The 26,113-nt window shown below is 46.9% G+C and carries 20 protein-coding genes and 1 pseudogene; all 21 read left to right on the top strand.

Annotated elements, in window-relative coordinates; all coding sequences use genetic code 11:
• The first annotated feature begins 114 nt into the window (after positions 1 to 114).
• The 21 genes and pseudogenes from ELR70_RS13570 (at position 115) to ELR70_RS13670 (ending at position 26,067) form a co-directional block, all read left to right on the top strand.
• On the top strand, positions 115 to 2,877 hold the full coding sequence (locus ELR70_RS13570; RefSeq protein ID WP_054017137.1) for a cation-transporting P-type ATPase: 2,763 nt from the start codon (positions 115 to 117) through the stop codon (positions 2,875 to 2,877).
• A complete protein-coding gene (locus tag ELR70_RS13575) occupies positions 2,874 to 3,434 on the top strand; it encodes a Na+/H+ antiporter subunit E (protein WP_054017138.1) in 561 nt (186 codons plus the stop codon). The genes ELR70_RS13570 and ELR70_RS13575 overlap by 4 nt, the downstream gene beginning before the upstream one ends.
• Positions 3,431 to 3,688, top strand: a complete 258-nt coding sequence (locus ELR70_RS13580; RefSeq protein ID WP_054017139.1) for an MrpF/PhaF family protein — start codon at positions 3,431 to 3,433, stop codon at positions 3,686 to 3,688. The genes ELR70_RS13575 and ELR70_RS13580 overlap by 4 nt, the downstream gene beginning before the upstream one ends.
• The gene (locus tag ELR70_RS13585; protein WP_054017140.1) at positions 3,685 to 4,029 is read left to right on the top strand and encodes a monovalent cation/H(+) antiporter subunit G; all 345 of its coding nucleotides are present in this window, start codon (positions 3,685 to 3,687) and stop codon (positions 4,027 to 4,029) included. Before ELR70_RS13580 ends, ELR70_RS13585 begins: the two co-directional genes overlap by 4 nt.
• The gene (locus tag ELR70_RS13590; protein WP_054017141.1) at positions 4,016 to 4,258 is read left to right on the top strand and encodes a DUF4040 domain-containing protein; all 243 of its coding nucleotides are present in this window, start codon (positions 4,016 to 4,018) and stop codon (positions 4,256 to 4,258) included. The genes ELR70_RS13585 and ELR70_RS13590 overlap by 14 nt, the downstream gene beginning before the upstream one ends.
• A gap of 33 nt (positions 4,259 to 4,291) precedes the next feature.
• Positions 4,292 to 5,053, top strand: a complete 762-nt coding sequence (gene mbhE, locus ELR70_RS13595; protein WP_054017142.1) for a hydrogen gas-evolving membrane-bound hydrogenase subunit E — start codon at positions 4,292 to 4,294, stop codon at positions 5,051 to 5,053.
• Positions 5,050 to 5,337, top strand: a complete 288-nt coding sequence (locus ELR70_RS13600) for an NADH-quinone oxidoreductase subunit K (protein WP_054017143.1) — start codon at positions 5,050 to 5,052, stop codon at positions 5,335 to 5,337. The genes mbhE and ELR70_RS13600 overlap by 4 nt, the downstream gene beginning before the upstream one ends.
• On the top strand, positions 5,337 to 6,851 hold the full coding sequence (locus ELR70_RS13605) for a proton-conducting transporter membrane subunit (protein ID WP_054017144.1): 1,515 nt from the start codon (positions 5,337 to 5,339) through the stop codon (positions 6,849 to 6,851). The genes ELR70_RS13600 and ELR70_RS13605 overlap by 1 nt, the downstream gene beginning before the upstream one ends.
• Positions 6,848 to 10,078, top strand: a complete 3,231-nt coding sequence (locus tag ELR70_RS13610; protein WP_054017145.1) for a proton-conducting transporter membrane subunit — start codon at positions 6,848 to 6,850, stop codon at positions 10,076 to 10,078. The genes ELR70_RS13605 and ELR70_RS13610 overlap by 4 nt, the downstream gene beginning before the upstream one ends.
• A gap of 88 nt (positions 10,079 to 10,166) precedes the next feature.
• Positions 10,167 to 10,544 carry a hypothetical protein gene (locus ELR70_RS13615; RefSeq protein WP_054017183.1) on the top strand — a complete coding sequence of 126 codons (378 nt, stop codon included), beginning with the start codon at positions 10,167 to 10,169 and terminating at the stop codon, positions 10,542 to 10,544.
• Positions 10,545 to 10,666: 122 nt separating this feature from the next.
• Positions 10,667 to 11,125: a GAF domain-containing protein gene (locus ELR70_RS13620; protein WP_054017184.1), complete on the top strand. Its 459-nt coding sequence runs from the start codon at positions 10,667 to 10,669 to the stop codon at positions 11,123 to 11,125.
• Complete coding sequence (locus ELR70_RS13625) at positions 11,126 to 11,410, top strand: hypothetical protein (protein ID WP_054017146.1); 285 nt, start codon at positions 11,126 to 11,128, stop codon at positions 11,408 to 11,410.
• 8 nt (positions 11,411 to 11,418) lie between these two features.
• Positions 11,419 to 12,090 (top strand): RNA chaperone ProQ, encoded by a 672-nt coding sequence (gene proQ / locus ELR70_RS13630; protein WP_054017147.1) that lies wholly within the window; start codon positions 11,419 to 11,421, stop codon positions 12,088 to 12,090.
• A gap of 10 nt (positions 12,091 to 12,100) precedes the next feature.
• On the top strand, positions 12,101 to 14,137 hold the full coding sequence (prc, locus tag ELR70_RS13635; RefSeq protein WP_054017148.1) for a carboxy terminal-processing peptidase: 2,037 nt from the start codon (positions 12,101 to 12,103) through the stop codon (positions 14,135 to 14,137).
• Positions 14,138 to 14,376: 239 nt separating this feature from the next.
• Positions 14,377 to 15,852, top strand: a complete 1,476-nt coding sequence (gene nhaC, locus ELR70_RS13640) for a Na+/H+ antiporter NhaC (RefSeq protein ID WP_054017149.1) — start codon at positions 14,377 to 14,379, stop codon at positions 15,850 to 15,852.
• Positions 15,853 to 16,042: 190 nt separating this feature from the next.
• Positions 16,043 to 18,634, top strand: a complete 2,592-nt coding sequence (pepN, locus tag ELR70_RS13645) for an aminopeptidase N (protein ID WP_054017150.1) — start codon at positions 16,043 to 16,045, stop codon at positions 18,632 to 18,634.
• Positions 18,635 to 18,676: 42 nt separating this feature from the next.
• The gene (locus ELR70_RS13650; RefSeq protein WP_082353332.1) at positions 18,677 to 18,898 is read left to right on the top strand and encodes a DUF2835 domain-containing protein; all 222 of its coding nucleotides are present in this window, start codon (positions 18,677 to 18,679) and stop codon (positions 18,896 to 18,898) included.
• Positions 18,899 to 19,134: 236 nt separating this feature from the next.
• Positions 19,135 to 21,252, top strand: a complete 2,118-nt coding sequence (locus ELR70_RS13655) for a DUF1302 domain-containing protein (protein WP_054017152.1) — start codon at positions 19,135 to 19,137, stop codon at positions 21,250 to 21,252.
• Between the two features lie 11 nt (positions 21,253 to 21,263).
• Positions 21,264 to 22,630: pseudogene (locus ELR70_RS13660) on the top strand (DUF1329 domain-containing protein).
• A 108-nt stretch (positions 22,631 to 22,738) separates the two neighbouring features.
• Positions 22,739 to 23,737 carry a YCF48-related protein gene (locus ELR70_RS13665; protein ID WP_054017154.1) on the top strand — a complete coding sequence of 333 codons (999 nt, stop codon included), beginning with the start codon at positions 22,739 to 22,741 and terminating at the stop codon, positions 23,735 to 23,737.
• Entirely contained in the window at positions 23,737 to 26,067 is a 2,331-nt protein-coding gene (locus ELR70_RS13670; protein WP_054017155.1) for an MMPL family transporter, read from the top strand. Before ELR70_RS13665 ends, ELR70_RS13670 begins: the two co-directional genes overlap by 1 nt.
• The last annotated feature ends 46 nt before the right edge of the window (positions 26,068 to 26,113 follow it).

The raw sequence follows: 26,113 nt of genomic DNA on the forward strand, positions 1-26,113 counted from the left end.
TGCGCCAAAATTACAGTTCGTATTTTTCGATTTTTTAAGTTTGATAATTCGAGTTTTACATAGCATTGCTGCACCCTAGTATAGTTTTAGTACAACTAGTTCCCGAGGTGTTTTATGCAAGATCTGAAAGACTGGCACAGTCAACACTCAGAATCAGTACTCAAGCAGTTCGAGGCCGACCCGGAGCGAGGGTTATCTTCGCAACAGGTCGACAGGCAACAGGCAGAATTTGGGCCAAATGCCATTACTAAACATGATGGAGACGGACCGATAAAACGGTTCGCTCTGCAATTCCATCAGCCTTTGGTTTACATCTTGCTTTCGGCAGTAGTGGTGACGCTGGCACTCCAGGAGTGGGTCGACGCCATCGTCATTTTTGCTGTGGTGCTACTCAATGCCATCATTGGCTTTGTACAAGAGTCTAAGGCAATTAATGCCATCAATGCCTTGTCTGGCAGTATTAAATCAACTGCAATCGTGATCCGTGATGGAGTAAAAACGACCATTGCTGCACAACAACTGGTGCCTGGCGATATTGTGCTGCTGCAGGCCGGTGATAAAGTGACCGCAGACATGCGCCTGGTGCAGGTTAGAGATTTACAGGTGGACGAGTCGGCACTGACCGGTGAATCCGTGCCTGTGGAGAAAAATCTGGAGGTGCTGGCGAAAGAAGCGCTGCTGGGAGATCGCCAGAATATGGCGTTTTCATCGACGCTGGTGGTTTATGGTACCGGCGTTGGGGTAGTAACTGAAACTGGTGATAACACCGAAATAGGTAAAATCTCCGAGCTGATCGCGACGACGCCAACGCTGGACACACCGTTGACCAAACGCATCAAGCAATTTAGTCATGTCTTGTTATATGCGATTATCGGCCTGGCAGCGATCACCTTGCTGATAGGGTACTTGCACGGACAACCACTACTTGATTCCTTTATGGCCGCGGTTGCTTTGGCTGTGGGGGCTATTCCGGAAGGGCTGCCAGCAGCGGTCACGATTATGCTGGCCATTGGCGTTTCCCGCATGGCTAAACGTAAAGCCGTTATTCGCAATCTCCCGGCGGTTGAAACGCTGGGAAGTACCACCATCATCTGCTCTGACAAGACAGGTACTTTGACCAAAAATGAGATGACCGTAGAGCAGATCTACAGCGGCGGACTGCTTTATGCGGTATCTGGCAATGGTTATAATCCCACAGGTGAGATCCAAACTCACATGCCGCAGTCTGAGTTACAGTCAGCTGTTGTTGAGGCCAATACCCAGCCAGGTCTTTATGCAACACTCAGAGCTGGTGCGCTGTGCAATGATGCTCAACTCTTGGCACCGGATACAGGAAATGCACAGTGGCGTATCGGCGGTGATCCGACCGAGGCAGCATTACTGGTGTCTGCACATAAAGCTAATATGGCCTCAGAAAGCCTGAATGCCAAACGAATTGATTGCATACCGTTTCAATCAGAATATCAGTATATGGCCACTCTGGATGACGTCGACGACACGCGTATAATCCATATGAAGGGATCTATCGAGAGTATTCTGCCTAAATGTCGGTTTATGCTTAATGAGCAGGGCGCCGCAATTCTTCTTGAACACGGGGCGATTGAGCAACAAGCCGAACGCTTGGCTGCTAAAGGCTTGCGCGTACTGGCTTTTGCCAGCAAAGAGACAAGTCCGGAGCAAACGAGCCTGAGCCATGACGATGTTGCTCAGGAGCTGGTGTTTCTGGGGCTGCAAGCAATGATAGATCCGCCTCGCCCTGAGGCCATTGAAGCTGTTGCTGCCTGTCACAGAGCTGGGATCCGGGTCAAGATGATCACCGGAGATCATGCGCTGACTGCCACCAGTATTGCCAAACAGCTCGGCATTATTCAACCGCAAAGCGCAGGAAAAACCGTTACGGGCTATCAGCTCGGTGACCTATCGGAGCATGAGTTCAGTGATATTGCCAGTAATAATGATGTGTTTGCACGGGTCAGCCCTGAAAATAAACTTCAGCTGGTGAAATCGTTACAGGCCGAAGGCCATGTTGTGGCCATGACGGGGGATGGTGTTAATGATGCGCCCGCGCTCAGACGGGCCGACATTGGTGTTGCCATGGCACTCAATGGCACTGAAGTGGCCAGAGATGCGTCGGATATGATGCTGACTGATGATAACTTTGCCACTGTGCGGGCTGCTGTTGAGGAAGGTCGGGGTGTCTTTGACAATCTGAAGAAGTTTATTGTCTGGACCTTACCAACCAACGGTGGCGAAGGCCTGGTGATTTTACTTGCGGTGTTACTTGGCGTGTCCCTGCCGTTATTGCCGGTGCATATTCTGTGGGTCAACATGACCACTGCCATTTTACTCGGTCTGATGCTGGCGTTTGAGCCCAGAGAAAAGGGCATTATGGACCGTCCACCCTACGATCCGGATGCTCCTATCATTGACAGGATCTTAATGTGGCGAATTTTGTTGGTGTCCTCTTTATTGTGTATCACGGCCTTCGGCTTATACGAGCTTGAATTAATGTGGGGCGCAACTGAAGCGCAAGCCAGAACCGTCGCAGTCGCTATGTTTGTGGTCGGTGAAGCATTCTACCTGTTCAACTGTCGCTCGTTGGAACGGTCGGTATTTTCGGTTGGCTTGTTTTCAAACCGCTGGATCTGGATAGGCATCGCGCTGATGATGGCATTACAGTTGCTGTTTACCTACCTACCCTTGATGAATGACTGGTTCCAGAGTGCACCTATCTCACTTGAGGCCTGGTTACGAGTTATTGCCTGTGGTTGGTTGATCTCCCTGATTGTTGGAGCTGAAAAGCGCCTGCGCAGTGGTAACGAAGAACCACAGTCAACCTCAGATTCAAATACCAACAGAGTGAGTGAATCAGTATGAATAAAAAGGCGCATTCTCACAATTCAGACAAACGGACCTTGCTTATCCGGGCAGTGATATTCAGCGCTTTATGGCTGCTACTCACAAAAGGGGTCTGGTCCTCCTGGGTAATAGGTATCATCGTCGTACCTGTGTCGGTATGGATGAGCATGCGTCTTTTTCATAACGCGGCAGCCGTGCCTGTTCATTCTGTAACAGGGCAGCTGCATTATGGTCGTTTGCTGCGCCTGCTGCCGTATTTTTTGCTTAACTCGTTGAAAGGGGGAATACAAACAGCGCGGCTGGCTTTTGCTCACCGCATTGCATTGCGCCCTGGGACGGTTTCCTATCCGCTACGTTTGCCTTCGGGCCATACACAGCTGTGGTTTATTCACCTGATCAGTTTACTACCAGGCACGTTGAGTGCCCAACTGAATGGTGATTCCTTGTTGGTACACATGCTGGAAGTAAATGAAAGCAATTATCGGGATGTGATTGAATGTGAACAAAAGATCGCCTATTTGTTTGATTTAGAACTAGATCAGCAAGTGGTGCCGATTTTGAAGGAGCAACTATGAGTGAGTATTTAAACCTGGTTATTACAATTTTAATACTGGTTCTCCTTGGTGGGCTGTGGCGGCTTTGGCTGGGCCCATCGAAGCTTAACCGGATACTGTCTCTACAACTGTTTGGCACCATAGGCGTTGCGATTTTGGCGCTGCTGGCAGTCGTATATCAACAAAGTGCTTTATTTAACGTAGCGCTGGTATTGGCCCTGCTGGCTCCAACCGCAACGGTCATTTTGGTCAAAATGGGAGACACTAAATCATGACGTTTTTTGACTGGTACAGTGTAGTTATGGTGACGCTCGGTGTGTTCTTTTTCATCGCTGGGGGTGTTGGTTTGTGGCGTTTTCCAGACGAATTATCCCGGCTGCATGCGTTGACCAAGGCCGACAATCTGGGCTTGGGGTTTATCGTACTGGGGGTGTTACCTCAGGTTATAGAAGTGGCAGATGCAATTCAGCTGTTGTTGATTTGGGTCGCAGTGATGCTGGCTGGAGCCGTCTCATGCTATTTATTGGCCAGTCACTCAGATTTGGAGCAAGGTAAACAACCGGTAAAACAGCGAGGCAGACTGGAGGAACAGGAGGTAGCGCATGATAAGCGGTGAATTATTTATCGACCTACTATTGGGTACTGGGGCCTTAGTAACCGCAATATTGTGTCTCACTGCTAAAGACTTATTTCAGGCGATTTTACTGTTTATCAGCATGGGCCTGCTAGTAACGCTTGCCTGGGTCAGACTGGGTGCGTGGGATGTTGCCATCGCAGAGGCGGCGATTGGAGCGGGTTTGACTGGTGCATTGCTTATCGCCACGCGTCGACAGCTCAACCAATAAAACTGTGTTAAATAATAACAACAGAGGTAACTTATGTTTAATAACATGACATTAAGTGACAGTGCACAACAAGAAGCAGACTTGCCCGGCAGCATCTTGTTGATCGTTGGTATGGTGGTTGTTGCAGCCTGTCTATTTCTGGCTATTTCCCTGGTCCAGTTTCAGTCTATAGACCAATCGCTAGTGACACTGGTTGCCTCTAATCTGGAGCAAAGTGGTGTAGAGAACCCGGTTACGGCCGTGCTACTTAACTTTCGCAGTTATGATACTTTGCTGGAAGTTGCGGTGCTGTTGATTGTTGCCCTGGCAGTGATGCCCTTCAGTTTACAAGTCGCCCGACAGCCCTTCATTAAAGTATCTGAACCTCGAAAGCGGAGCCTGATACTTGAGGCCTTCCTGCGGTGGTTGTTACCGGCGATAGTCGTTACATCCGGGTATTTACTTTGGACTGGTGCGGCATTGCCAGGCGGTGCGTTTCAGGCGGGTGCATTGCTGGCAGGCGCAGGGATTTTGCTGCTACTTGCCGGTCATCACAGTTTTAACTTCAATGCACCCACCGCACGCCTGTTGTTGGTGGTTGGCTTAGCCATGTTTTTATTGGTCGGTGCTGGTGTCGTCCTGTCAAGTGGCATTGCGTTGGCTTACCCGGAGGCCATGGCTGGCACGTTAATTCTGGTAATAGAAGTGGCAGCGACAATAACCATAGCGGCAATCCTGGTTTTACTATTTTGTGCTTTGCAGATTGAGCCTCAGCATGCACTGGCAAATCGTGTTGAGGAGGAGAAGCACTCATGACGCAAGCTTTGTTGTATGGTGTCTTTGGTATTGCACTGTTCGGTATTGGTCTGTTTGGCGTCTTGGCAATTGCCCATGTCGTTAAGAAGATACTCGCCATCAATATTTGTGGTGTGGGGGTGTTTATGGTGTTTATAGCGAATGCCTCCTCCGGCGCTTCACCAGATTTTGTACCACACGCTATGGTATTAACTGGGATCGTAGTTGCGGTGGCAGGTACGGCAATGGCCTTGTCTTTGGTGGTTCGGATCAAAGCACTTGAAAAGCCTGAGGAAGACGTTTAATGCCAGTAATCGACGCTGCTTCTTTACTACCCTTGCTGATTGCAATCCCCCTGATTGGGGCTATTCTCTCGGTATTGCTGCATACTAAAGATGCTCAGGTGCTGATTGGGCTGCTTAGCGCACTGGGCTTGGTATTCGTAATAGGGCTTATCTTGGCCAATTTTCCCCCTGGAGTCTCCGAGTTCGCGACCCCTCTGAGGTATGCCCTTGCAGGCTGGGAGGCTCCTTTGGGTATTGCGCTAAGCCTTGATGGGTTCTCAGCTCTGCTACTGTCATTGACCGTTTTTTTGGTCACAGTATTGACCTTTTATTCTGCTTTCTATTTCGCAGCATCACCTGCACGTGTGCGCTTTTGGCCTCTGTGGTGGTTGTTGGTGGCGGGGATCAATGCGTTATTCCTGTCTGCTGACATTTTCAATGTCTATGTGACACTCGAAATTATCGGATTAGCAGCGGTTGCTCTGGTCGCGTTAAGTGGCAATAAAGCGGGCCTGACGGCAGCGTTGCGTTATTTATTAGTCGGTCTGTTAGGGTCTCTTTGTTATCTGCTTGCTGTGGCTTTGTTGTATCACGTCTATGGTACTCTAGACTTTACACAGCTTGCAGCCAAAGCTGAATCCAATCCATTAAGCTGGGCTGCATTGGCGCTAATCACTGTGGGTTTGGTGCTAAAAACCGCCCTGGTCCCATTGCACTTTTGGTTACCTCATGCTCATGGCAGTGCACCGGCACCAGTGAGTGCTATTTTGTCCGCTTTGGTTGTCAAAGCGTCGTTTTATCTGTTGGTACGATTTTGGATGGAGATCCTGGCACCCGCCGTTACCAATGAAGCGTTAATGCTATTGGGCATATTAGGAGGGACAGCTATTCTGTGGGGGTGTGTGCAGGCACTCAGAGCAAAGCGTCTCAAACTGATGGTGGCATACTCGACCGTCGCGCAAATTGGTTATCTGTTTTTGCTGTTTCCACTTTTGATGAGCACTGAGAAAGCATCGGTATCGCAACTGGCTGCCCAGCAGCAAAGTGCGCTCGCCGCGGTGTCTTATTTTATTGTCGCCCATGCCTGTGCCAAGGCAGCGATGTTTATTGCTGCTGGCAACATCATACATTCGCTTGGTCATGACGACATTGCTAAGCTGCAGGGCATGGCAAAGTATATGCCATTGAGTTTGTTTACTTTTGCGATAGCAGGAGGCAGCTTAATCGGCCTGCCACCCAGCGCAGGCTTTATCGCCAAATGGTTACTGCTCAATGTTGCCATTGATACTCACCAGTGGTGGTGGGTTGTGATCATTCTTAGCGGCGGTCTGCTGGCAGCACTGGCGATATTCAGAGTGCTGGATCTGGCATTTATTAAACCGGAACAGGCGTCTGAGCAAGTTGCCCCTGACAACTGGCAGAAGGTGCCTGTGGCTATGCCTGTCAGTGGCCTGGCGTTGGCCCTGTGTACTATGGCGCTGGGTTTCAATGCGGACCTGATCATTGACCTGATAGCGATAGGAGGCGGTAAATGATGTGGCAAAGTACTCTGCCTTTGTTGATTTTACTGAGCGCACTGGTATCCGGGGTTACGATATTTTTTGTCAGCGACAACAAGCCTATACTTAGAAAAACTCTGAACTTTCTTGGCGCTGGCAGCTGTGTTGGCCTGATCTTGGTGATGATCTCGGGTGTGTATCAGGGACAGGTTTTTGAAACGCGTTTGCCCTTGCTGCCTAATATGGATTTGGTGTTGCATGCGGATGCGTTGTCATTACTGTTTGTCGCCTTATCCGGTTTTTTGTGGTTATTAACGACGATTTATGCCATCGGGTATCTGGAGCAATCACCTAACCGTAGCCGCTTTTTCGGTTTTTTTAGCCTGTGTGTATTCGCAACCATTGGTGTTGCGCTGGCTGGTAACTTGATCACTTTTTTGATTTTCTACGAGCTACTGACGCTGACAACTTATCCACTGGTAGTCCATAAGGGGAATAAAGCCTCGCTGGCGGCAGGACGTAAATACCTGATTTATACCATGCTAGGTGGCGCCAGTTTGCTCGCCGGTGTTGTGTGGTTAAAAGCCCTGGCGGGATCATTGGACTTTACCGCGACGGGGATCCTCGCGTCCATGCCTCATTTAGACCCATTCCACCTGAAAGTGATTTTTGCCCTCATAATTATAGGGTTAGGGGTAAAGGCGGCATTGATCCCGTTGCATGGTTGGCTACCTTCTGCCATGGCTGCACCCGCCCCTGTGAGTGCATTGTTACACGCGGTTGCCGTGGTTAAAGCGGGTGCATTTGGCATAGTGCGGGTTGTTTATGATGTCTATGGAGTTGAATTTGCTCAGGAACTTGGTCTAACCATCATTCTGGCTGTGTTGGCTTCTGTGACAATTGTTTATGGCTCTACCCGAGCTGTGTTCCAGGATGACCTTAAACGCAGGCTGGCTTATTCAACGGTCAGTCAGGTTTCCTACATTGCACTCGGCACCGCCATTGCCGGACCAATCGCGACAATCGGTGGCATTGCACATCTGGTCCACCAGGGATTGATGAAAATCACCATGTTCTTCTGCGCCGGTAGCATAGCAGAAACTCTGGGTGTCACTAAGGTCAGTCAGATGAATGGGGCCGGGAAACGAATGCCGTTAACCATGTTGGCGTTTAGCTTGGCGGTACTGGGCATGATAGGGATACCGCCCGCAGCGGGTTTTATTTCAAAATGGTATCTGGGCACCGGAGCACTTGAGGCAGGCTTTTATTGGGTACTGGGGGTACTTATTATCAGTAGTCTGCTCAATGCTATCTACTTTCTGCCAATTTTATACGCGGCTTGGTTTAAACCACAGCAGGGCGCCTGGCCAAAAGAAAAACCCAAGGGGCGGCTAGAAACGCACTGGATGCTCATGTTACCACCTGTAGTGACTGCACTACTGGCGCTCAGCGCAGGCTTGTTTGCTGATGCCCAGTTTAGCCCGCTGAACTGGGTGAAACTGATAGCAGCCCGAGAATATGGCAGTGAGTTTGTATCAATACTGGCAGCCAGTTCGCAACAAATTCCTGCAATGTGGCTGGCGCTTGGTGCACCGTTATTGGGGGCGCTATTGCTGGTGCGCAAGCAAATGCAGCAGGTTGCACACTGGTTTTTACCCTTATCAGCAGGTATAGCACTGCTTGCCTATGCAATTTCTGGACAAGGCACCAACACCACACCTTGGTTATTTTTTGGCAGTGTGCTGACGCTAAATGATACAACATCGACCTTCTTCCTGCTTGCTGTCTGTCTGTGGTTACTGGCAGCGGTTTTTGCCGTTAATTTTGTTAAAGCTGATGAGCGTAAAGTTAGGTTTTGTCTGTTTTTCCTGCTAGCCATGTGCGGCAATTTTGGGCTTGTGCTGGCCCAGGATATTTCAGGTTTTATCAGCTTCTTCACCTTGATGAGTCTGGCTTCGTACGGCCTGGTTGTGCACTTTGATACGGATGAAGCACATCAGGCGGGCAAATCTTACATGCAATGGGCTGTACTGGGAGAGTTGTTGCTTTTTACAGGACTCGCAGGCCTGGCATTTGGATCAATTGATCCCTCCTCAGCTGGAAATCCGGAGCAAACTTATCCGGCCTGGGCAATCGGGTTTTTACTTGCCGGGTTTGGAGTAAAGGCAGGCTTGTTTGGCTTGCACGTATGGCTGCCAATGGCGCATCCGGTCGCACCCGTTGCAGCCAGTGCGTTACTAAGCGGTGTTATGGTGAAAGCGGGGCTGCTAGGGTGGCTTAAATTTATTCCATTCGGTGAGGTGGCCTTCGCAACGTATGGCTCTGTGCTGGTGGTGCTCGGGTTATTTGCTGCATTTTTAGGCGTTCTGGTAGGGGTTACACAGGATAACCCTAAAGCCTTACTTGCATACTCAACGATGAGCCAGATGGGCATTTTGATTGCGGCTGTGGGGGTAGGGTTGAAATATCCCGAGTTATGGTCCTTATTGCTGCCCGCTATTGTGTTGTACGCAGTGCATCATGGTCTGGCTAAGGCTGCACTGTTCCTTTTTGCTGGCATAAATAGCACTTTAACATGGCACAGGTATCGCTGGGGTTGCTTGCTGGCAGCTGCATTACCCGCTGCTGCACTGGCCGGGTTGCCACTAACCAGTGGTGCGGTTGCCAAGGTCGCGCTAAAGGATGTTGTGGAGCGGGATTTGCTCATGGGGACAGTACTGCCGTTGACAGCAATAGGGACCACCTGGCTGATGATGCGATTCTTGCAGTTGATTGCGCAAAAGCAACCAAAAAAGGTGACTGGCCAGCCTGATGTACTTCAGTTAGGTGCGTACGGCACATTATTGATATTGGTGACGGTGCTGAGTTATCTGATACCGCAAGCCAATGGTGCTTGGGCTAATCAACTGACTGGGGCAAGCTTTTGGGGCAGTGCATGGCCTGTACTTCTTGGTCTGGGGATCTATTTTATAACACGAGCATTTGTTGACGGTATGGGACCATTACCGGCTGGCGATATCAATGTCGCTTATACGGAAGCGGGCAGTCTGGTACGTCTTGGTGCAGAGACACTGGCGCAGGGCTTAAAATTGTTAAAAGATGAAATAGAGAATACCTCTTGGCAGTTGCCTCAGCGTGTGGTTTATCGGCAGGCGCGTGTAGTTGGTCTCGCGGTGGCGGCCGTACGTTCCCTGATGACGCCTGGCGTATTGTTTGCGTTGCTTTTGTGCATGCTGCTGTGGGCGATGATAGCAGCAAGGTAAGCTTATACGACCAAAGTTGACTTGTGATACTTATGCTTCGCGTCGACACTGACTATCTCTGTGCAAGGTAATAAAGGTGAAAGAGATGATCAGAAGGCAAGTGGCAAAAGCGGTGGCATATTCGTTATTTTCACCGCTAATCGTTGGCATAGTGCTCGGAGGGTATTATGCCCTGATAAGTGGTCAGAGTAAGATTTTGTTTCAAATACTCATGACGGCTGTAGCCAATGCCCATATCGTTGGCCTGTCTATGGCGTTTTTTGTTTTGCCAGCTTATGTGATGTTGTTGCGCCACAACAAACTGACTTACTCGGGTATTTTGACCGCGGGTATGCTCGGAGGCGCACTGTTTAGCTACTTGTTTGTTGCAAGCTCTGGTATGGTTTTTATCATTAATGCAGTGATGGCGGCGCTGGGAGGCGGGCTGTTTTTGTTCAGTTTACGGCGCAATGCTCAGAACGTCTGATGGCTTTTTGTACAGCGTGGCGTAGATTTACACTAATTTAATAGTTTTTCTGTCTAAAAGGTTTCATTTAGCTGCACGAAAGAGTACCTTTACTTCTTATGTAAATTTGTTGAATGACCGCAATGCAGAAGAAAAAGTTCTACGATACTCTCAGCCTACAAGCTCAGGCCCTAATTGGTGATGAGCACAACTACATCGCCAATATGGCAAACCTCAGCGCCCTGTTATTTACCTCAATGGAAGACATAAACTGGGCAGGCTTTTACCTTTTAGATGGTAAAGATGAGCTCGTACTAGGTCCTTTCCAGGGCAATCCAGCCTGCATTCGAATCCCGTTAGGCAAAGGCGTATGTGGTACCGCGGCTGCTGAGTTAACGACTCAGCTCGTAGAAGATGTACACAGCTTTGATGGTCATATTGCCTGCGATGCCGCTTCAAACTCTGAAATTGTTATTCCCGTTATGAGAAACGGTGAACTGTTTGCTGTATTGGACATTGATAGTCCGAGTTTGGCTAGATTTGACGATGAAGATAAACTTGGCCTGGAAGCACTGGTAAAATGCTTTGAAGGTACATTGTAAATGAAAGAATTACTCAACGTTCAGGACTACCTGTTTTCCAACTTTGATGTGGGAGACTGGGAAGGGGAAGAAGAGCGAGTTGCTGAGACGCTGAATGAGCTTATCCACGTAGCCTGGGACATGCTTCCCGATGATCTGGAATGTGAGAAAATCGATTTAATTATAAATGGAATATGGGAACATCTGCGCGGCGAGTTGGCGCTTGTCGAAGCCGAGTATGATGAACTCGTCGACTGGGTTACACATTACATTCAGTCATCTCTTGATGAAAATATTGAACTATAGGTTTAGACATGGAAACCACAAACAAGCTAAAAGATATCAAAGAGGTTCTCGACTTTTTATATGCCGAGTTTCCTCAGTGTTTTAAACAAAAAGACGGTATTAAACCGCTAAAGGTTGGCATATTTAAAGATATCGCTGCCAGAATCGAAGGCTCTGACAAAGTCAGTAAGACTCAGGTTCGACAGGCTTTACGTAAGTACACCTCTTCTTGGCGTTATTTAGAAGCGGTTATCAATAATGAATTTCGTGTTGACCTGGACGGTAACGATGCTGAAAAAGTTGAGCAAGAGCACGTAGAGCATGCGCAAAAAGCGCTGGAAGAATCACGTGCCAAAATGGCTAAACGTAAAAAGCCTCAACGTCCGAGACAGGATGGTCGTGGCGAGCGTCGTCGCGATGGTGACACAAAATCTTACAAATCACGTGGTGATAACAAGCACCGCCACGGGAATAAAAACGCTAAAGTTAATGCTAAGCCTGAGCAGCAACAGCGTCGTAGTTCAGGGAAAGTTGAACCTCTGCCAGCAAATGAGGTCAAGGTAAATAATAAGGTTAAAGTGAAGTTGGGACAGGCTCTGGTCAATGCAACCATCACAGAAGTCAACAAAGATGAAGTTCATGTTGAGTTAGTGACAGGTATGCAAGTTAAAACCAAAGCAGAAAGCCTGTTTATTCTTTAAGGAGTCGTGTATGAGTAATAAGTTACCTTTAGTTGGTGTAATCGCACTGTTTGTATCTGGCGTGTGCTCAGCTGCAACACAGACGGTGACGGAAAAAGATATTCCCATATTGGAACCTGAAATCCAGCATGCGACGGCAACAAAAAGGGTAACCAGTAAATTTACTCGTGAACACTATAAGCGCTTTAAGCTCGACGATGCGTTGTCGGAACAGATATTTGACCGGTACATCGAAAACCTCGATTACAACAAGTCTCTTTTCCTGCAGTCTGACATTGACAAGTATTCAGGGTATAAAAAGCAATTCGACGATGCTTTGAAAAAAGGCAAGCTCGATTTTGCTTTTGCGATGTTCAACGACAGTATGCAACGTCGATATGAGCGCTTTAACTATGCAATTTCTCTGTTAGACACAGAAATGAAGTTTGATAAACCAGACGAATTTGTGTTTGACAGAGAAGACATGCAGTTTGCCACAACTCAAGCCGAGTTGGATGAGTACTGGCGACAGCGTGTTAAGTCTGATGCACTGAGATTAAAACTCACAGGCAAAGACTGGGCCGGCATCAAAGAAGTACTGACCAAGCGTTACAAAAACACCATCAAACGTCTGGTACAGACCAACAATGAAGATGCTTTTCAAATTGTAATGAATGCATTTGCGCGTAGCATTGAAGCCCACACTTCTTATTTGTCACCTCGCCGTGCCGAACAGTTTAAGATGGATATGGAACTTGAACTAGAAGGCATTGGTGCAGTACTTGGTTACGATGAAGATTACACCATCATCCGCAGTCTGGTTCCTGGCGGTCCAGCCGATAAGACGGAAAAGATTAAGCCAGATGACCGCATTGTAGGTGTTGCACAAGATGGTGAAGAATTTGTTGATGTGATTGGCTGGCGTCTCGATGATGTCGTTGATCTCATCAAAGGACCTAAAGGGACTAAAGTAAGACTGCAGTACCTTAAGGGAAGCGACACTCATGGCACACCTAAGGTCGTTGAGATCGTCCGAGATAAGATACGCCTTGAGGACAGAGCTGCAAAGTCGGAAATCTTCGAAGCTAAATACTCAGACCTTACCAGCAAAATAGGCGTGATAGAGATCCCAAGCTTTTACAACAATCTGTCGAAAGATGTGAAGAAAGAGCTTGAAAAGCTTAAAGAACAAAATGTTGATGGGATTATCGTTGATCTCAGACAAAATGGCGGTGGCTCCCTGTATGAAGCCACTCAATTGTCAGGTTTATTTATAGACAAAGGCCCGATAGTTCAGATCCATACCGCATACAACCGTGTAGAAGCACAAAAAGACAGCGATGGGATAACCTACTATGATGGTCCGTTAACTGTACTGGTTGACCGTTACAGCGCATCGGCTTCAGAGATATTTGCTGCTGCGATGCAGGATTACGGGCGTGCTGTGGTCATCGGCGAGCAAACTTTTGGTAAAGGTACTGTTCAGCAACACAGAGGTCTCAGAAAGACCTATGATCTGTTCGATAACGCACTAGGCAGCATTACTTATACTATTGCCAAGTTTTATCGTATTGATGGTGGCAGTACACAAAACAAAGGCGTAATTCCAGATATTTTGCTGCCTTCTGCAATTGAACCAGCAGAGTGGGGCGAGAGCCAGGAAGATAATGCTTTACCTTGGGACAGCATTGTCAGAGCCAAGTACCAGCAATTGGATGACCTGAGTCCAACCATTGAGTATTTGAATGAACGCCATGGTTTGCGAATAGCCAAAGAGCCTGAATTTGCTTACGTTTACGACGATATTGCGCGATATAAAGCCCAAAAAGACGATATATCTATTTCTCTGGTTGAAACTGAGCGTACGAAAGAGCGTGAGGAACGCGACGAACGAGCGTTAAAACGCACCAATGAACGCCTTAAACGTTTAGGGCAAGAGCCTGTAAAAGATTTGGATGACGTGCCAGATGTCATCGCTGAGCTCGACCCTTATCTCGAAGAAGCAGCCCTAATCACACAAGATATGATTAACTATGGTCGCCTGGCAAAAAACGAGGCTGGTGACTGAGTAGGTAGCTGGAGATAGGACGTACGGAAGGCTAAACCATGAAAAGGCGCATTGAGCGCCTTTTTTCGTTACCAGTGCGTGGGAAATTTGTTATTATTGTCAGCTGCAATATTAAAAATAGCCGGTCAGGAATATGCTCGGCGCTGTCTTGCTCAGATTCATGTGTTGTGCTTAACACTGAACTGATCTGACAGAGATAATAATAAAGCACTCCATTAAGTGCGAAGGAGTATTCTGGTTTGAGACAACAAAAACAAGCATCCTACCTGGATGCCTTTATTCCTATTGTGGTACTGGTCAGCTTATTAGGCGCTGCGGTATACCTGTATGGTGATAATTCTTCTTCGGGGCCGAACCAGATAGCCCTGCTTTTTGCTACTTTTACAGCCGCACTGATAGGGCTGAAGAATGGCTTTACCTGGAAAACGCTCGAAGAGGCAATGATCAAAGGGATCACCATCTCTTTAGGCGCAATTCTGATCCTGCTCATGGTAGGTGCTCTGATTGGAACCTGGTTACTGTCAGGCACTGTACCAACCCTGATTTACTATGGTTTGCAGATAATTCATCCTTCGTGGTTTTATGCTGCCGGTTGTTTGATCTGTGGTATTGTAGCTATGAGTATCGGAAGCTCCTGGACCACGGCAGCAACAATAGGTGTGGCATTACTCGGTGTTGCCAACGGCTTAGGGCTTGACCCGGTGGTTACCGCAGGGGCGGTGATCTCAGGTGCTTATTTTGGTGATAAATTATCACCGCTCTCTGAAACGACTAATTTGGCGCCAGCGGTCGCTGGTAGTGACTTGTTCGAGCATATCCAGCATATGTTGTGGACGACAGTGCCCAGTTTTGTTATTGCCCTGATAATCTTTATCGTTATGGGATTCAATGCCGATGTTTCGAACGAATCCAGCAAAATCGACGAAATAGCGACGATTTTGGAAACCAACTTTAATATTGGCCTGGTTAACCTGGTGCCATTGATCATTCTGCTTGCACTGGCGATTAAAAAAATGCCTGCTTTTCCTGCCATCTCTATCGGCGCAGTAATTGGTGCAATCTGGGCGTTGTTATTCCAAGGAGATTTAATTGCAAGTCAGGTTAACCCTGATGAGGGTCTGTTGGTCAGTCACTTCAAACTGGTTTGGGCTACTTTCTTTGACGGATTCAGTCTGGAAACTGGCAATGCAAAAATGGATGATCTGCTCAGTGGTGGCGGAATGTCCAGCATGTTAACGACAACCTGGTTGGTAATGACCGCATTGATGTTTGGCGCTATCATGGAGAAAACCGGGCTACTGGAGCTATTTGTTAAGAGTATACTTAAGGTTGCGAAAAGCACTGGCTCATTAATCGCTTCTACAGTCGCTACTTGTTTTGGCACTAACCTGGTAGCAGCCGATCAGTATATTGCAATCGTAGTTCCGGGTCGCATGTTTAAAGAAGAATACAAGCAGCGAGGTTTGCGCAGTGTCAATTTGTCAAGAACACTTGAAGATGGTGGCACTATTACAAGCCCTCTTATCCCCTGGAATACCTGTGGTGCTTATATGCAAAGCGTGCTGCTGATCAACCCACTCGATTATGCAGTTTATGCGTTTTTCAACCTGATCAATCCATTCCTGGCGATAGTCTATGCGTACCTGGGCATTAAGATTCTGAAAATCAAGCCAAAGGCAATGCAACAGGCCGAAACTTCAGCCAACGCTTCGTAATTTGAAATACGCAACGTTAAATAAAACGCCTCACTCAATTTGAGGCGTTTTTGCACCTCTGCAATTCATAAATCCCTTTGCCCTCAGCGCAGGCCGTTCTACAATAAAGATATTGATTTGTACTCATTTTTTCATTTTGCTTAGTCGTGGTGCGCACGTTAGCAAATGTAAATTGATAATAGGAATTGTCATGACCTCAAAACCTCAGGCCAAATACTTACATGATTATCAGCCACCCACACATGCCGTTGAAAACCTCTCCTTAACGTTTGAACTGGATCCGCAACACACAAAGGTAACTGCTAGGTTTATGCTAACCGCACAGGGTGACGCCAGTTCGGTTATGCTCGATGGCATTGAATTGACACTGAACTCAGTGCATGTAGATGGACAAGTGCACACCAATTATAGGTTACATGATACTGGCCTGGAGTTATTCGGACTGGGTGAACGTGCTGAAATTGAAATTGTTAACACCATTTCACCAGGGACAAACACATCACTAGAAGGTCTGTATCTGTCAGATGGCGCTTATTGCACGCAATGTGAAGCTGAGGGGTTTCGTAAGATTACATATTTCCTGGATCGCCCAGACGTACTGACAACCTATAAAGTAAAAATAATCGGCCCGAAACAAATGCCGTACCTATTATCCAATGGTAACAAGGTTGACAGTGGTGAATTATCAGACGGCCGCCATTATGTTTGCTGGGAAGACCCCTTTAAGAAGCCTTCTTATCTGTTTGCTTTGGTGGCAGGGGATTTCGATGTACTGACGGATCAATTTGAAACACGGACGGGGCGCAAAGTTGATCTACAGCTATTTGTTGATAAGGGAAATCTGAGTAAAGCACCTCATGCAATGACTTCTTTGAAGAAGGCTATGGCCTGGGACGAACAACGCTTTGATCTCGAATACGATCTCGATATTTATATGATAGTGGCGGTCGACTTTTTCAATATGGGCGCGATGGAGAACAAAGGTCTGAATGTTTTCAATAGTGCTTGTGTACTGGCAAATCAGGAAACGGCAACAGATCGGGATTTCCATATCATAGAGTCTATCGTCGGGCATGAGTATTTTCACAACTGGACAGGAAACCGCGTGACCTGTCGAGATTGGTTCCAGCTGAGTCTCAAAGAGGGCCTTACGGTATTTCGCGATCAGGAATTCAGTAGTGACCTGGGCTCTCGTGCACTGAACAGGATAGATGCAGTCAATACGGTTCGCACACATCAGTTTGCTGAAGATGCGGGGCCTATGGCGCATCCGATCAGGCCACAGCAAGTGATCGAAATGAATAACTTCTATACCGTCACTGTGTATAACAAAGGCGCTGAAGTAATCCGAATGATGCACACTATATTGGGAGAGGCAGGTTTCCAACAGGGTATGAAGCTCTATTTTGAGCGTCACGACGGGCAGGCTGTGACGTGTGATGACTTTGTCGCCGCAATGAGTGATGCCAATGGCAAAGATTTAAGCCAATTTAAACTCTGGTATAACCAGGTTGGCACACCAAAGGTCAGTGCTCGTACGAGTTTTGACGAGCAGCAAGGGGAGTTTACCTTGCATTTGGCACAAAGCCATGCTGATCATGACCCGGTAGAAGCTCCATTGCATATTCCTGTTGCTATTGAGTTGTTGGATAAGCACGGGCAGGTCATTACAGTACCTGAGTCGATAGCCAAGCAGGGCAAGGTGATAGAACTGACCGAGAAACAACAGAGTTTTGTGTTTAGCGGACTCGAAAGCGAGCCTGTAATTGTGTTACTCGAAGGGTTTTCGGCGCCTTGTTTGTTGAGCTACGATTATCAGCAGCAGCAATTGCTTCACATTGCCAAGTTTGCAAGCAGTGATTACGCGCGTTGGGAAGCCATTCAGCAACTGTACAAAGCCGAAATTAAAGCACTGGTAAATACCGAGACGTTTACAGAGTATCAGCTGCCTGAATGTTTGACTCAGGCACTACGCCTGTTGCTTGCCGATCTCAGCGGTGACTTATCAATTTTGGCTGAGCTATGTACTGTGCCGGGCTTTGATGCGCTCAGTGCAGATTACACCCCTGTTCCAGTCGCGCAGCTGGATCAAGCGATTACTACCCTGGAGTACCAAATCGCAGTGCAACTCAAGCCGGCCTGGTGTGAGACCTATTCTCAGCTACAGGACGATGGCAGCCTGGACGCTGCGGCTGTGGCAATTCGGACAATGAAAAACAAATGCTTGTTTTATCTTGCTCAAGTATCAGACCCGCAGATCCAGGGGTGGATACAGGCGCAAAGTGAAAGTTACAATATGACACTAAAACTGGGGGCACTCAGGGCTGCGGTGAATGCCGGACACGTGCTGACACAGCTGTTGTTGGACGACTTTGATAAACAGTGGCAGTCAGATCTGTTGGTAATGGACAAGTGGTTTGCACTACAGGCAAGTCGGCGTGATGAGAGCTGTATCGACAATATTTTGTCACTTTACACCCACCCCTGCTTTGACAAAGCAAACCCAAACCGCGTGCGAGCACTAATAGGTGCCTTTACTCGCACAAACCCACGTCACTTCCACCGCGAAGATGGCCGGGGCTATGCGCTGCTGGGCGATCTGATTGCGGAGCTAAACCAGGTCAACCCGCAAAATGCTGCCAGGATCATAACGCCGTTACTGTCTTTCAAACGTTTTGATGGTAACCGACAGGAATTGATGAAAACACAGTTAGAGAAACTAGCCAGATTGCCCGAATTGAGTGATGACTTGTACGAAAAAATTGACAAAGCGCTAAATTAACAGCGCTTTTAGTTGTGATATGTAAAGGTTTTTATCCACACAATGCATGAGTATTACTTTTACATGGATTTGAGCCATGAACAGTGTATGGCGTATTACCATGGCCACGTTGAGTTTATACAGGTCGTTGAGGATGGTGGGAAGCGGATCCGCTTCCCCGCTCATCATATTCGTCGGCATGTCTCAAGTTTAGGGGTCCGTGGGCGCTTTCGTTTGTTGCTTGATGAAAATAACCGCTTCGTAGCGTTGGAAAAAGTAGTTTGATGACAATTATGCGACGAGACATAAAGTATTTTTGTTAAATCGGTTTGTTTTAAACTTAAATTACGTGTTATAACTACTCTGGTAGGACGTCTTACCATGAGTGAAATGCGCTCCAATGAGATAAAAATGCACCGATCAGACGCGTATTATTTGTAATTTAAAGCTATCGCTTCTATCGTTACGACAACAAAAAACAATAACTTGATAAGAATTACCCGCCAAAGGGGGGAGAAATAATGATAAAAACATCGCGCTTTGTGAAGAACAAGATAATGCTGGGCCTAAGTGCAGCATGTCTTGGTGTCGCTGGCACTGCTGCGCAAGCCGCCACGTTCCAAGTTGGTGATTTTGATGTAACCTTTGATTCTACGTTTTCTTATGGCCAAAGTATTCGTATAGAAGACCGCGACTTTGACCATATCGGTAAAAGTAATCACCCACGTTATGACTGGACAGGTTATAACGCCTCGTTAGGCAACACCATCTACTCATCTTCTCAGATCTGGTCGCAGCAGGGTGCATACTCAAATAACGGTGATGCTGGGGATTTAAACTTCGACTCGGGCGACACGTTTTCTCAGTTGATCAAAGGCACACATGAACTTGGCATTACCAAAGACAACTATGGCTTCTTCTCACGCTTCATGTATTTCAAAGACTTTGCGATGGAAGACGGTGATTTTGCATACACGAATCCAGTATCTGGCCAAAAAGTAGACCCTTGTGCTGATGACAATACCAAGGAGCAGGTGTGTTCAGACTTACGTCTGTTAGATGCATTCGTCTGGGCTGATTTTGACCTCAACGGTGGTCAAAACCCATTGTCTGTCAGACTTGGTCGCCAGGTTGTAAACTGGGGTGAAAGTACACTGATCAGCCACGGTATTAACATAAACCCCGTTGATATTGACCGTTTGAAAGCACCTGGTGCCGAGCTTAAAGAAGCCTTCATTCCTGTTGGCATGCTGTGGGCGTCTCTTGGCTTGACAGATAATGTAACGCTTGAAGCTTTTTATCAGTATGAATGGCACGAAACACGCTTACCAGCGACGGGCAGCTATTTTTCTACGAACGACTTCGCTTCTGAAAATGGCTATAACCAGAATATTCAGCTCGGCTTTACTGCTAACCCGGATATAGACCTGGCTCACTTGACTGATGCGCTTAATAATTTGCATACAAACTGGATGGGCGCATTAGCTGCTCAAGGCTTGGATGTGACTGACGAAAACGTACTGAAAAGTGAAGAAGCAATTTCTCAGTTAACGTCTATGTATCTGGCTTATCCAACTAAAGTAGCTCTAAAGGGCAAAGGTCATAATGGTAAGAAAGAGCCAAAAGACAGTGGTCAGTTTGGTATTCGTTTAGGCGTGTTTGCACCTGAACTAAATGATACTGAATTTGCACTTTACTACATTAATTATCACGCCCGCCGGCCGCTGATTTCTGGTAAAGCGTCTGACTTTACTAGTCAGGCGATTGCTGCTGATCTTGACTACATCAAAAACAACACGCTGGATGCTGAGAATTTCACTAACCTGAATGCCTTCACCCAGGGTTTGATCGAATATCCTGAAGATATCAAACTATATGGTTTGAGCTTTAATACCGCCATCGGCGAGACAGCGTTTTCTGGTGAGTTTTCATATCGCCAGGACGAACCACTTCAAATCGATGACGTAGAACTGCTGTATGCAGGCATGTTGGAGCAGCTTGCATTGGCTGGCATTCGTACCGACGTTGCAGGTCTGTCTCAGTTGAGTAAAGGTGATGATACCGCTTTTGTTAAGCCGGGTGAAATTGCACAAGGTTATGTCCTGAAAGACACCATGCAGCTGCAATTTACTGCAACGCATTTGTTTGGCCCGTCACTGGGAGCCGACAGTTGGGCGTTAGTTGGTGAAGTGGGTGGTGTCACTATTAAAGACATGCCAAGTTACGATGAGTTACGTCTAAACGTAGCTGGAACTGGCCGAAGTGGCACAATTGAAGGGGTAAAAGACTACGAGTACGACTTGCTCCATAAGGCTATTTCAAACGGCCCTGAGGTTAACCCATTCCCAACAGCATCTGCCTGGGGTTATCGACTTATTGCTAAAGGCGAGTACAACAACTTGTTTGCCGGCGTCAATATGTCACCGCGCATTGTGTTTTCACACGATGTTAATGGTATCACGCCAGACCCAATGTTCTTGTTTGTTGAAGACCGTAAATCTGTGGGCATGACGCTGAACTTCAGTTATCAAAATGCCTGGTCATTTGACTTTGGTTATAACGCATTCTGGGGTGGTGGTAAGACCAACACATTCTCAGACCGTGACTTTGTTTCATTTAATATCAAGTATTCAATCTAAGGGCTTTCAATATGTTTAGAAAACCTACTATGCTTGCTGCAACAATTATAACAATGATGGCAGCACCGGGTGCATTTGCAAAAATGACCCAGAAGAAATTGCGCGCCTGGGCGCCGACCTGACGCCAATCGGCGCAGAGAAAGCGGGTAATGCCGACGGCAGTATCCCTGCCTGGACAGGTGGTATTACTAAGCCACCTGCAGAGTATAAAGTGGGTATGCACCACCCAGACCCCTTCGCAGATGATAAAATCTTGTTCACGATTGATAAAACTAATCTGGACAAGTACAAAGATAAGTTGAGCCCTGGTCAGGTTGCCTTGTTCGAGACTTATCCCGATACGTTCAAAATGCATATCTACCCGACTCGACGCAGTGCTGCATATCCGCAGTTAGTGTACGATGCAACCAAAAAGTATGCATCTACAGCACAGCTAATCGAAAACGGTAACGGTATTAAAGATACCGCAATTGGTATTCCGTTCCCGATCCCTAAAAATGGCTTAGAAGCTATCTGGAACCACTTGCTTCGCTATCGTGGTTTGTCTATTGCGCGCTTCGGCGGGCAGGCAATGCCTACTGCATCGGGTTCATACAACATCATCGGTTTTGATGAAAAACTGTTGGTTAAGTACTCTAGTCCTGAAGTTACGCCTGAAGAACTAAAAGAGTCTAATGTCCTGTTTAAGTTTAAACAAAAAGTAACTGAGCCTGCGAACCTTGCTGGGACTGCTTTGTTGGTACATGAAACAATGGACCAAATCCTGACACCTCGTCAGGCTTGGACATATAACGCAGGTCAACGTCGGGTGCGTCGTGCACCGAATGTAGCATATGATGCACCGGGAACTGCGTCAGACAGTCTGCGTACGACAGACGATTTCGATATGTTCAACGGTTCACCTAACCGTTACAACTGGACATTGAAAGGAAAGCAGGAACTTTATATTCCATATAACAGCTACAAACTTCACAGTGATAAGCTCAAGTATGATGATATTCTGATGGCCGGTCACGTAAATCCTGAGCACGTTCGTTATGAAAAGCACCGTGTTTGGGTGGTCGAAGCAAACCTGAAAGAGGGCACACGTCACATATATAAGAAGCGTGTTTTCTATATTGACGAGGACAGCTGGCAAATCCATGTTGCAGATCTGTACGACAACCGTGACCAAATGTACCGCGTAGCGATGGCACATGGTTTGAACTACTACGAAGTGCCGACGCATTGGAGTACGTTAGACGTGTATCATGACCTTAACTCTCGTCGTTATCTGGCAATTGGCCTGGATAATGAAGAAAGCATGTATGACTTCAGCCAGTCTTTCCAGGACAATGAGTTCACACAAAGCGCTTTACGCCGCGAGGGCAGACGATAAGCGCAGTTGCCGGCTAGTGCTGGCAATGCGCAACTCCTCAGGAGTCACGGTAGTGACTCCTGAATTGCACTTCCTATTCTCTCTCACAACAATTTTCGAGTATTCATCATGATTAAGAAGTTAGTCGCAACCACGATTGCTGTTTTGGCAATGCAAAGTGATGCAGTAGTCGCAGCTTCTGATGCACTAATGGTGGCACATCCACAGCGTACATTACTGACAGATATTAGTTTTACAGGCTCCCAGCTCGTTGCGGTTGGCAAATATGGCACGATCGTTACAAGCAGCGATGGGAGTAATTGGCAACAAGCTCAGGTTCCTGTACAAAGCTTATTAACGGCAGTGACTTTTGTAAGTGAAAGTAAAGGCTGGGCATGTGGTCATGACGCTACAATTCTGAGCACTGAGGACAGTGGTCAGAGCTGGCAGATCCAGCAACATTTACCTGACATCGAAAAGCCCTGTCTGGATATTACCTTTGCTAATGAGCAAGTTGGCTATGCTGTGGGTGCTTATGGCATGATGTACGAAACCGCAGACGGTGGAAAAAACTGGCAAAAGCGCTTTATTGATACCTTCGTCCACCCAGATGACATTGATTATCTGGCCGAATTAAAAGAAGAAGACCCCGCCGCCTATGAAGACGAAACTGCGTTCATACTGCCACATTTTAATTCTCTTTTGATTGATGGCACAGACTATTATCTGGCCGGAGAAATGGGCCTGTTTGCTGTGAGTAAGGACGCCGGAAAAAGCTGGCTGAGAATGCCAAGTTTTTACGCAGGCTCACTGTTTTCAGTTAATAAAACGTCTGATGGCCGAATATTAACAGCCGGACTGCGCGGAAATGCGTTTATTTCTGATCCTGAACTCTCCTCGTTTAAGCGTTTGGCACTTAATAAAACCGCAACCATTAATCATGTTCTGTCTGTTGATAAGCAGCAGTACCTCTTCGCAAACAGCGGTGTAATTTTCAACCGAACGCAAGATGGGTTATCCAGTAAGCAGCTAAAAAATGGTAAATCCATTATGGCCGGCGTTTTATTCAATGGAAAACTGGTCCTGGCGACTGAACAAGGGATCCAAATAGTAGAGGTTAAACACTAATGCAGTCATTGTTAAACCAACTTGTGTATGTCGTGTTCAGACACAGAGCTGCGATGATCTTTATGTTCATTGTGGCCACTTTGTTTTTGGGTTATCGCACTACCCACATTCAGCTCGATGCTTCTTTTAATAAAAACATCCCGTTAAATCATGAGTATATGAAAGTATACCTCAAGCATGAAAAGCAATTTGGCGGAGCAAATAGCATCCTTATTTCGGTATGTGACGCAGATGGTGATATTTTCAACCCAGAATTTTTTTCCCAGTTAAAAGCAGTTCATGACCAACTTTACTTTATTCCCGGTGTAAACCGTCCTCTCGTGAACTCAATTTTTGCGCCCAGCGCGCGTTTCGTTGAAGTAGTGGAAGATGGGTTTGCTGGCGGACCCATTATTCCCGCCAATTTTACGGCAGACGAGGCCGGGCTCGCAGTTGTTAAACAAAACATAGAAAAAGCCAAAGTTGTAGGCCGCATGGTGGCCAGTGACTATTCTTGTGCGATGGTGACTGCTCAGTTAATGGAAATTGACCCACAAACGCAGGAAAAGCTCGATACATTGGCGTTTGCTAAAAAATTGGAAAGTGAAATTCGTGCGCCACTGAGCACAGATAAAGTCACTATCCATATTATCGGTTTTGCCAAGATGGCTGGCGATATCGCGGATGGTGCAAAAGGCGTTGTGCTATTTTTTGCGGTCGCGATTTTGTTTACCTTTGTGATGGTGTGGCTATTCTGTAAGAGCTTCAAGTTAACGCTTCTGCCTATTATGTGCTCTTTGATTGCAGTGGTATGGCAAATGGGCCTGCTCACTATACTTGGGTTTGGTTTAGATCCTATGTCTATCCTGGTACCTTTCCTGGTCTTTGCAATTGGTGTGAGCCATGGTGTGCAAATGATCAACGCGATTGGTAAAAAAGTGGCGGAAGGCGTGAGCAGTAAAGTGGCCGCAGAAGCAAGTTTCAAAGCCTTATTAATCCCAGGCGGAATTGCTTTGCTATCAGATACAGTGGGTTTTCTGACCTTGCTTGCAATTGATATCGGCATCATTCGTGAGCTGGCCATCACCGCGAGTTTGGGTGTAGCTGTGATTATTTTCACTAACCTGATTTTACTACCAGTTTTGGCGTCTTACTACAATTCCAGCAAAATCCACCGCGTCGACGATGGCAACTCTCTAAGCCATCGGTTATTTGCTGCATTGCGTGAAGCCTTAGTTAAAACCACTGATAAACGTGTTGCACGCGTTATTTTACTGGTGAGTGCGGTTCTGTTTGGTTTAGGCTACTGGCAATCTCAGAATATGCAAATCGGTGATCTACATGCCGGTGCACCAGCGCTGCATGAGGATGCACGTTACAATCAGGATACTTTCCTTATCTCTGATCGTTATGCAATCTCATCTGACATACTTAAAGTGTTGGTAGAGGCATATCCTGCTGCCTGTACCGAACATGATACGATGGATAGGATCAGTCGTTTCCAATGGCGTGTTGAAAACTTACCAGGTGTTCAGTCAGCAGTGTCTTTGAGCTCAGTGGCGCAATCTGTCAATGCGGGTTATAACGAGGGTAATCTGAAATGGCAAACTTTGCCACGTAACAGTGCATCCCTGGTACAGGCTACGTCTCGTGTAGAAACGAGTACGGGTCTGCTTAATGGTGACTGTTCAGTCATGCCTATTATCATTTTCATGGCCGATCACAAAGCCCAGACCATAGATAATGTGGTGTCTCAAATAAAAGCCTTTGCTAAGGAAGAGGGCACAGACACAGTGCAATTTAAACTGGCTTCTGGCCCTATTGGCGTAATGGCTGCGACTAACGAGTCTGTATCGGCGGCGCAGCTGCCTATGATGATCTACGTGTACGGTGCGGTTATTATCCTGTGTCTTATTAGCTTCAGAAGTATACGAGCGACTATCGCCGTCGTATTGCCACTGTATATAGTATCGACACTGGCACAAGCATTGATGGTCAAACTCGAAATCGGCCTGACTGTATCCACCTTACCTGTAATCGCTCTGGGAGTGGGGATTGGTGTGGATTATGGTATCTATATCCTGTCTTCTATGATGACCCAACTCAAACAGGGTATGCCACTTTCACACGCGTATCGTAATGCATTGGCTGAAAGAGGCAGTGCTGTCTTGTTTACTGGGATTACATTAGCGATAGGTGTCAGCACCTGGATTTTCTCGGCGCTCAAATTCCAGGCTGATATGGGGATATTATTAACCTTTATGTTCCTGGTTAATATGTTGGGTGCGGTTTTATTATTACCTGCAATAGGAACCTTAATCTGGACAGACCAGAAAAAAAAGTGTGAATAAAAGTGCTTATAAATGGCCGATTTCGGCCATTTATATCTATATTTAG

It is taken from the genome of Pseudoalteromonas sp. R3 (assembly GCF_004014715.1).
Lineage (GTDB): Bacteria > Pseudomonadota > Gammaproteobacteria > Enterobacterales > Alteromonadaceae > Pseudoalteromonas.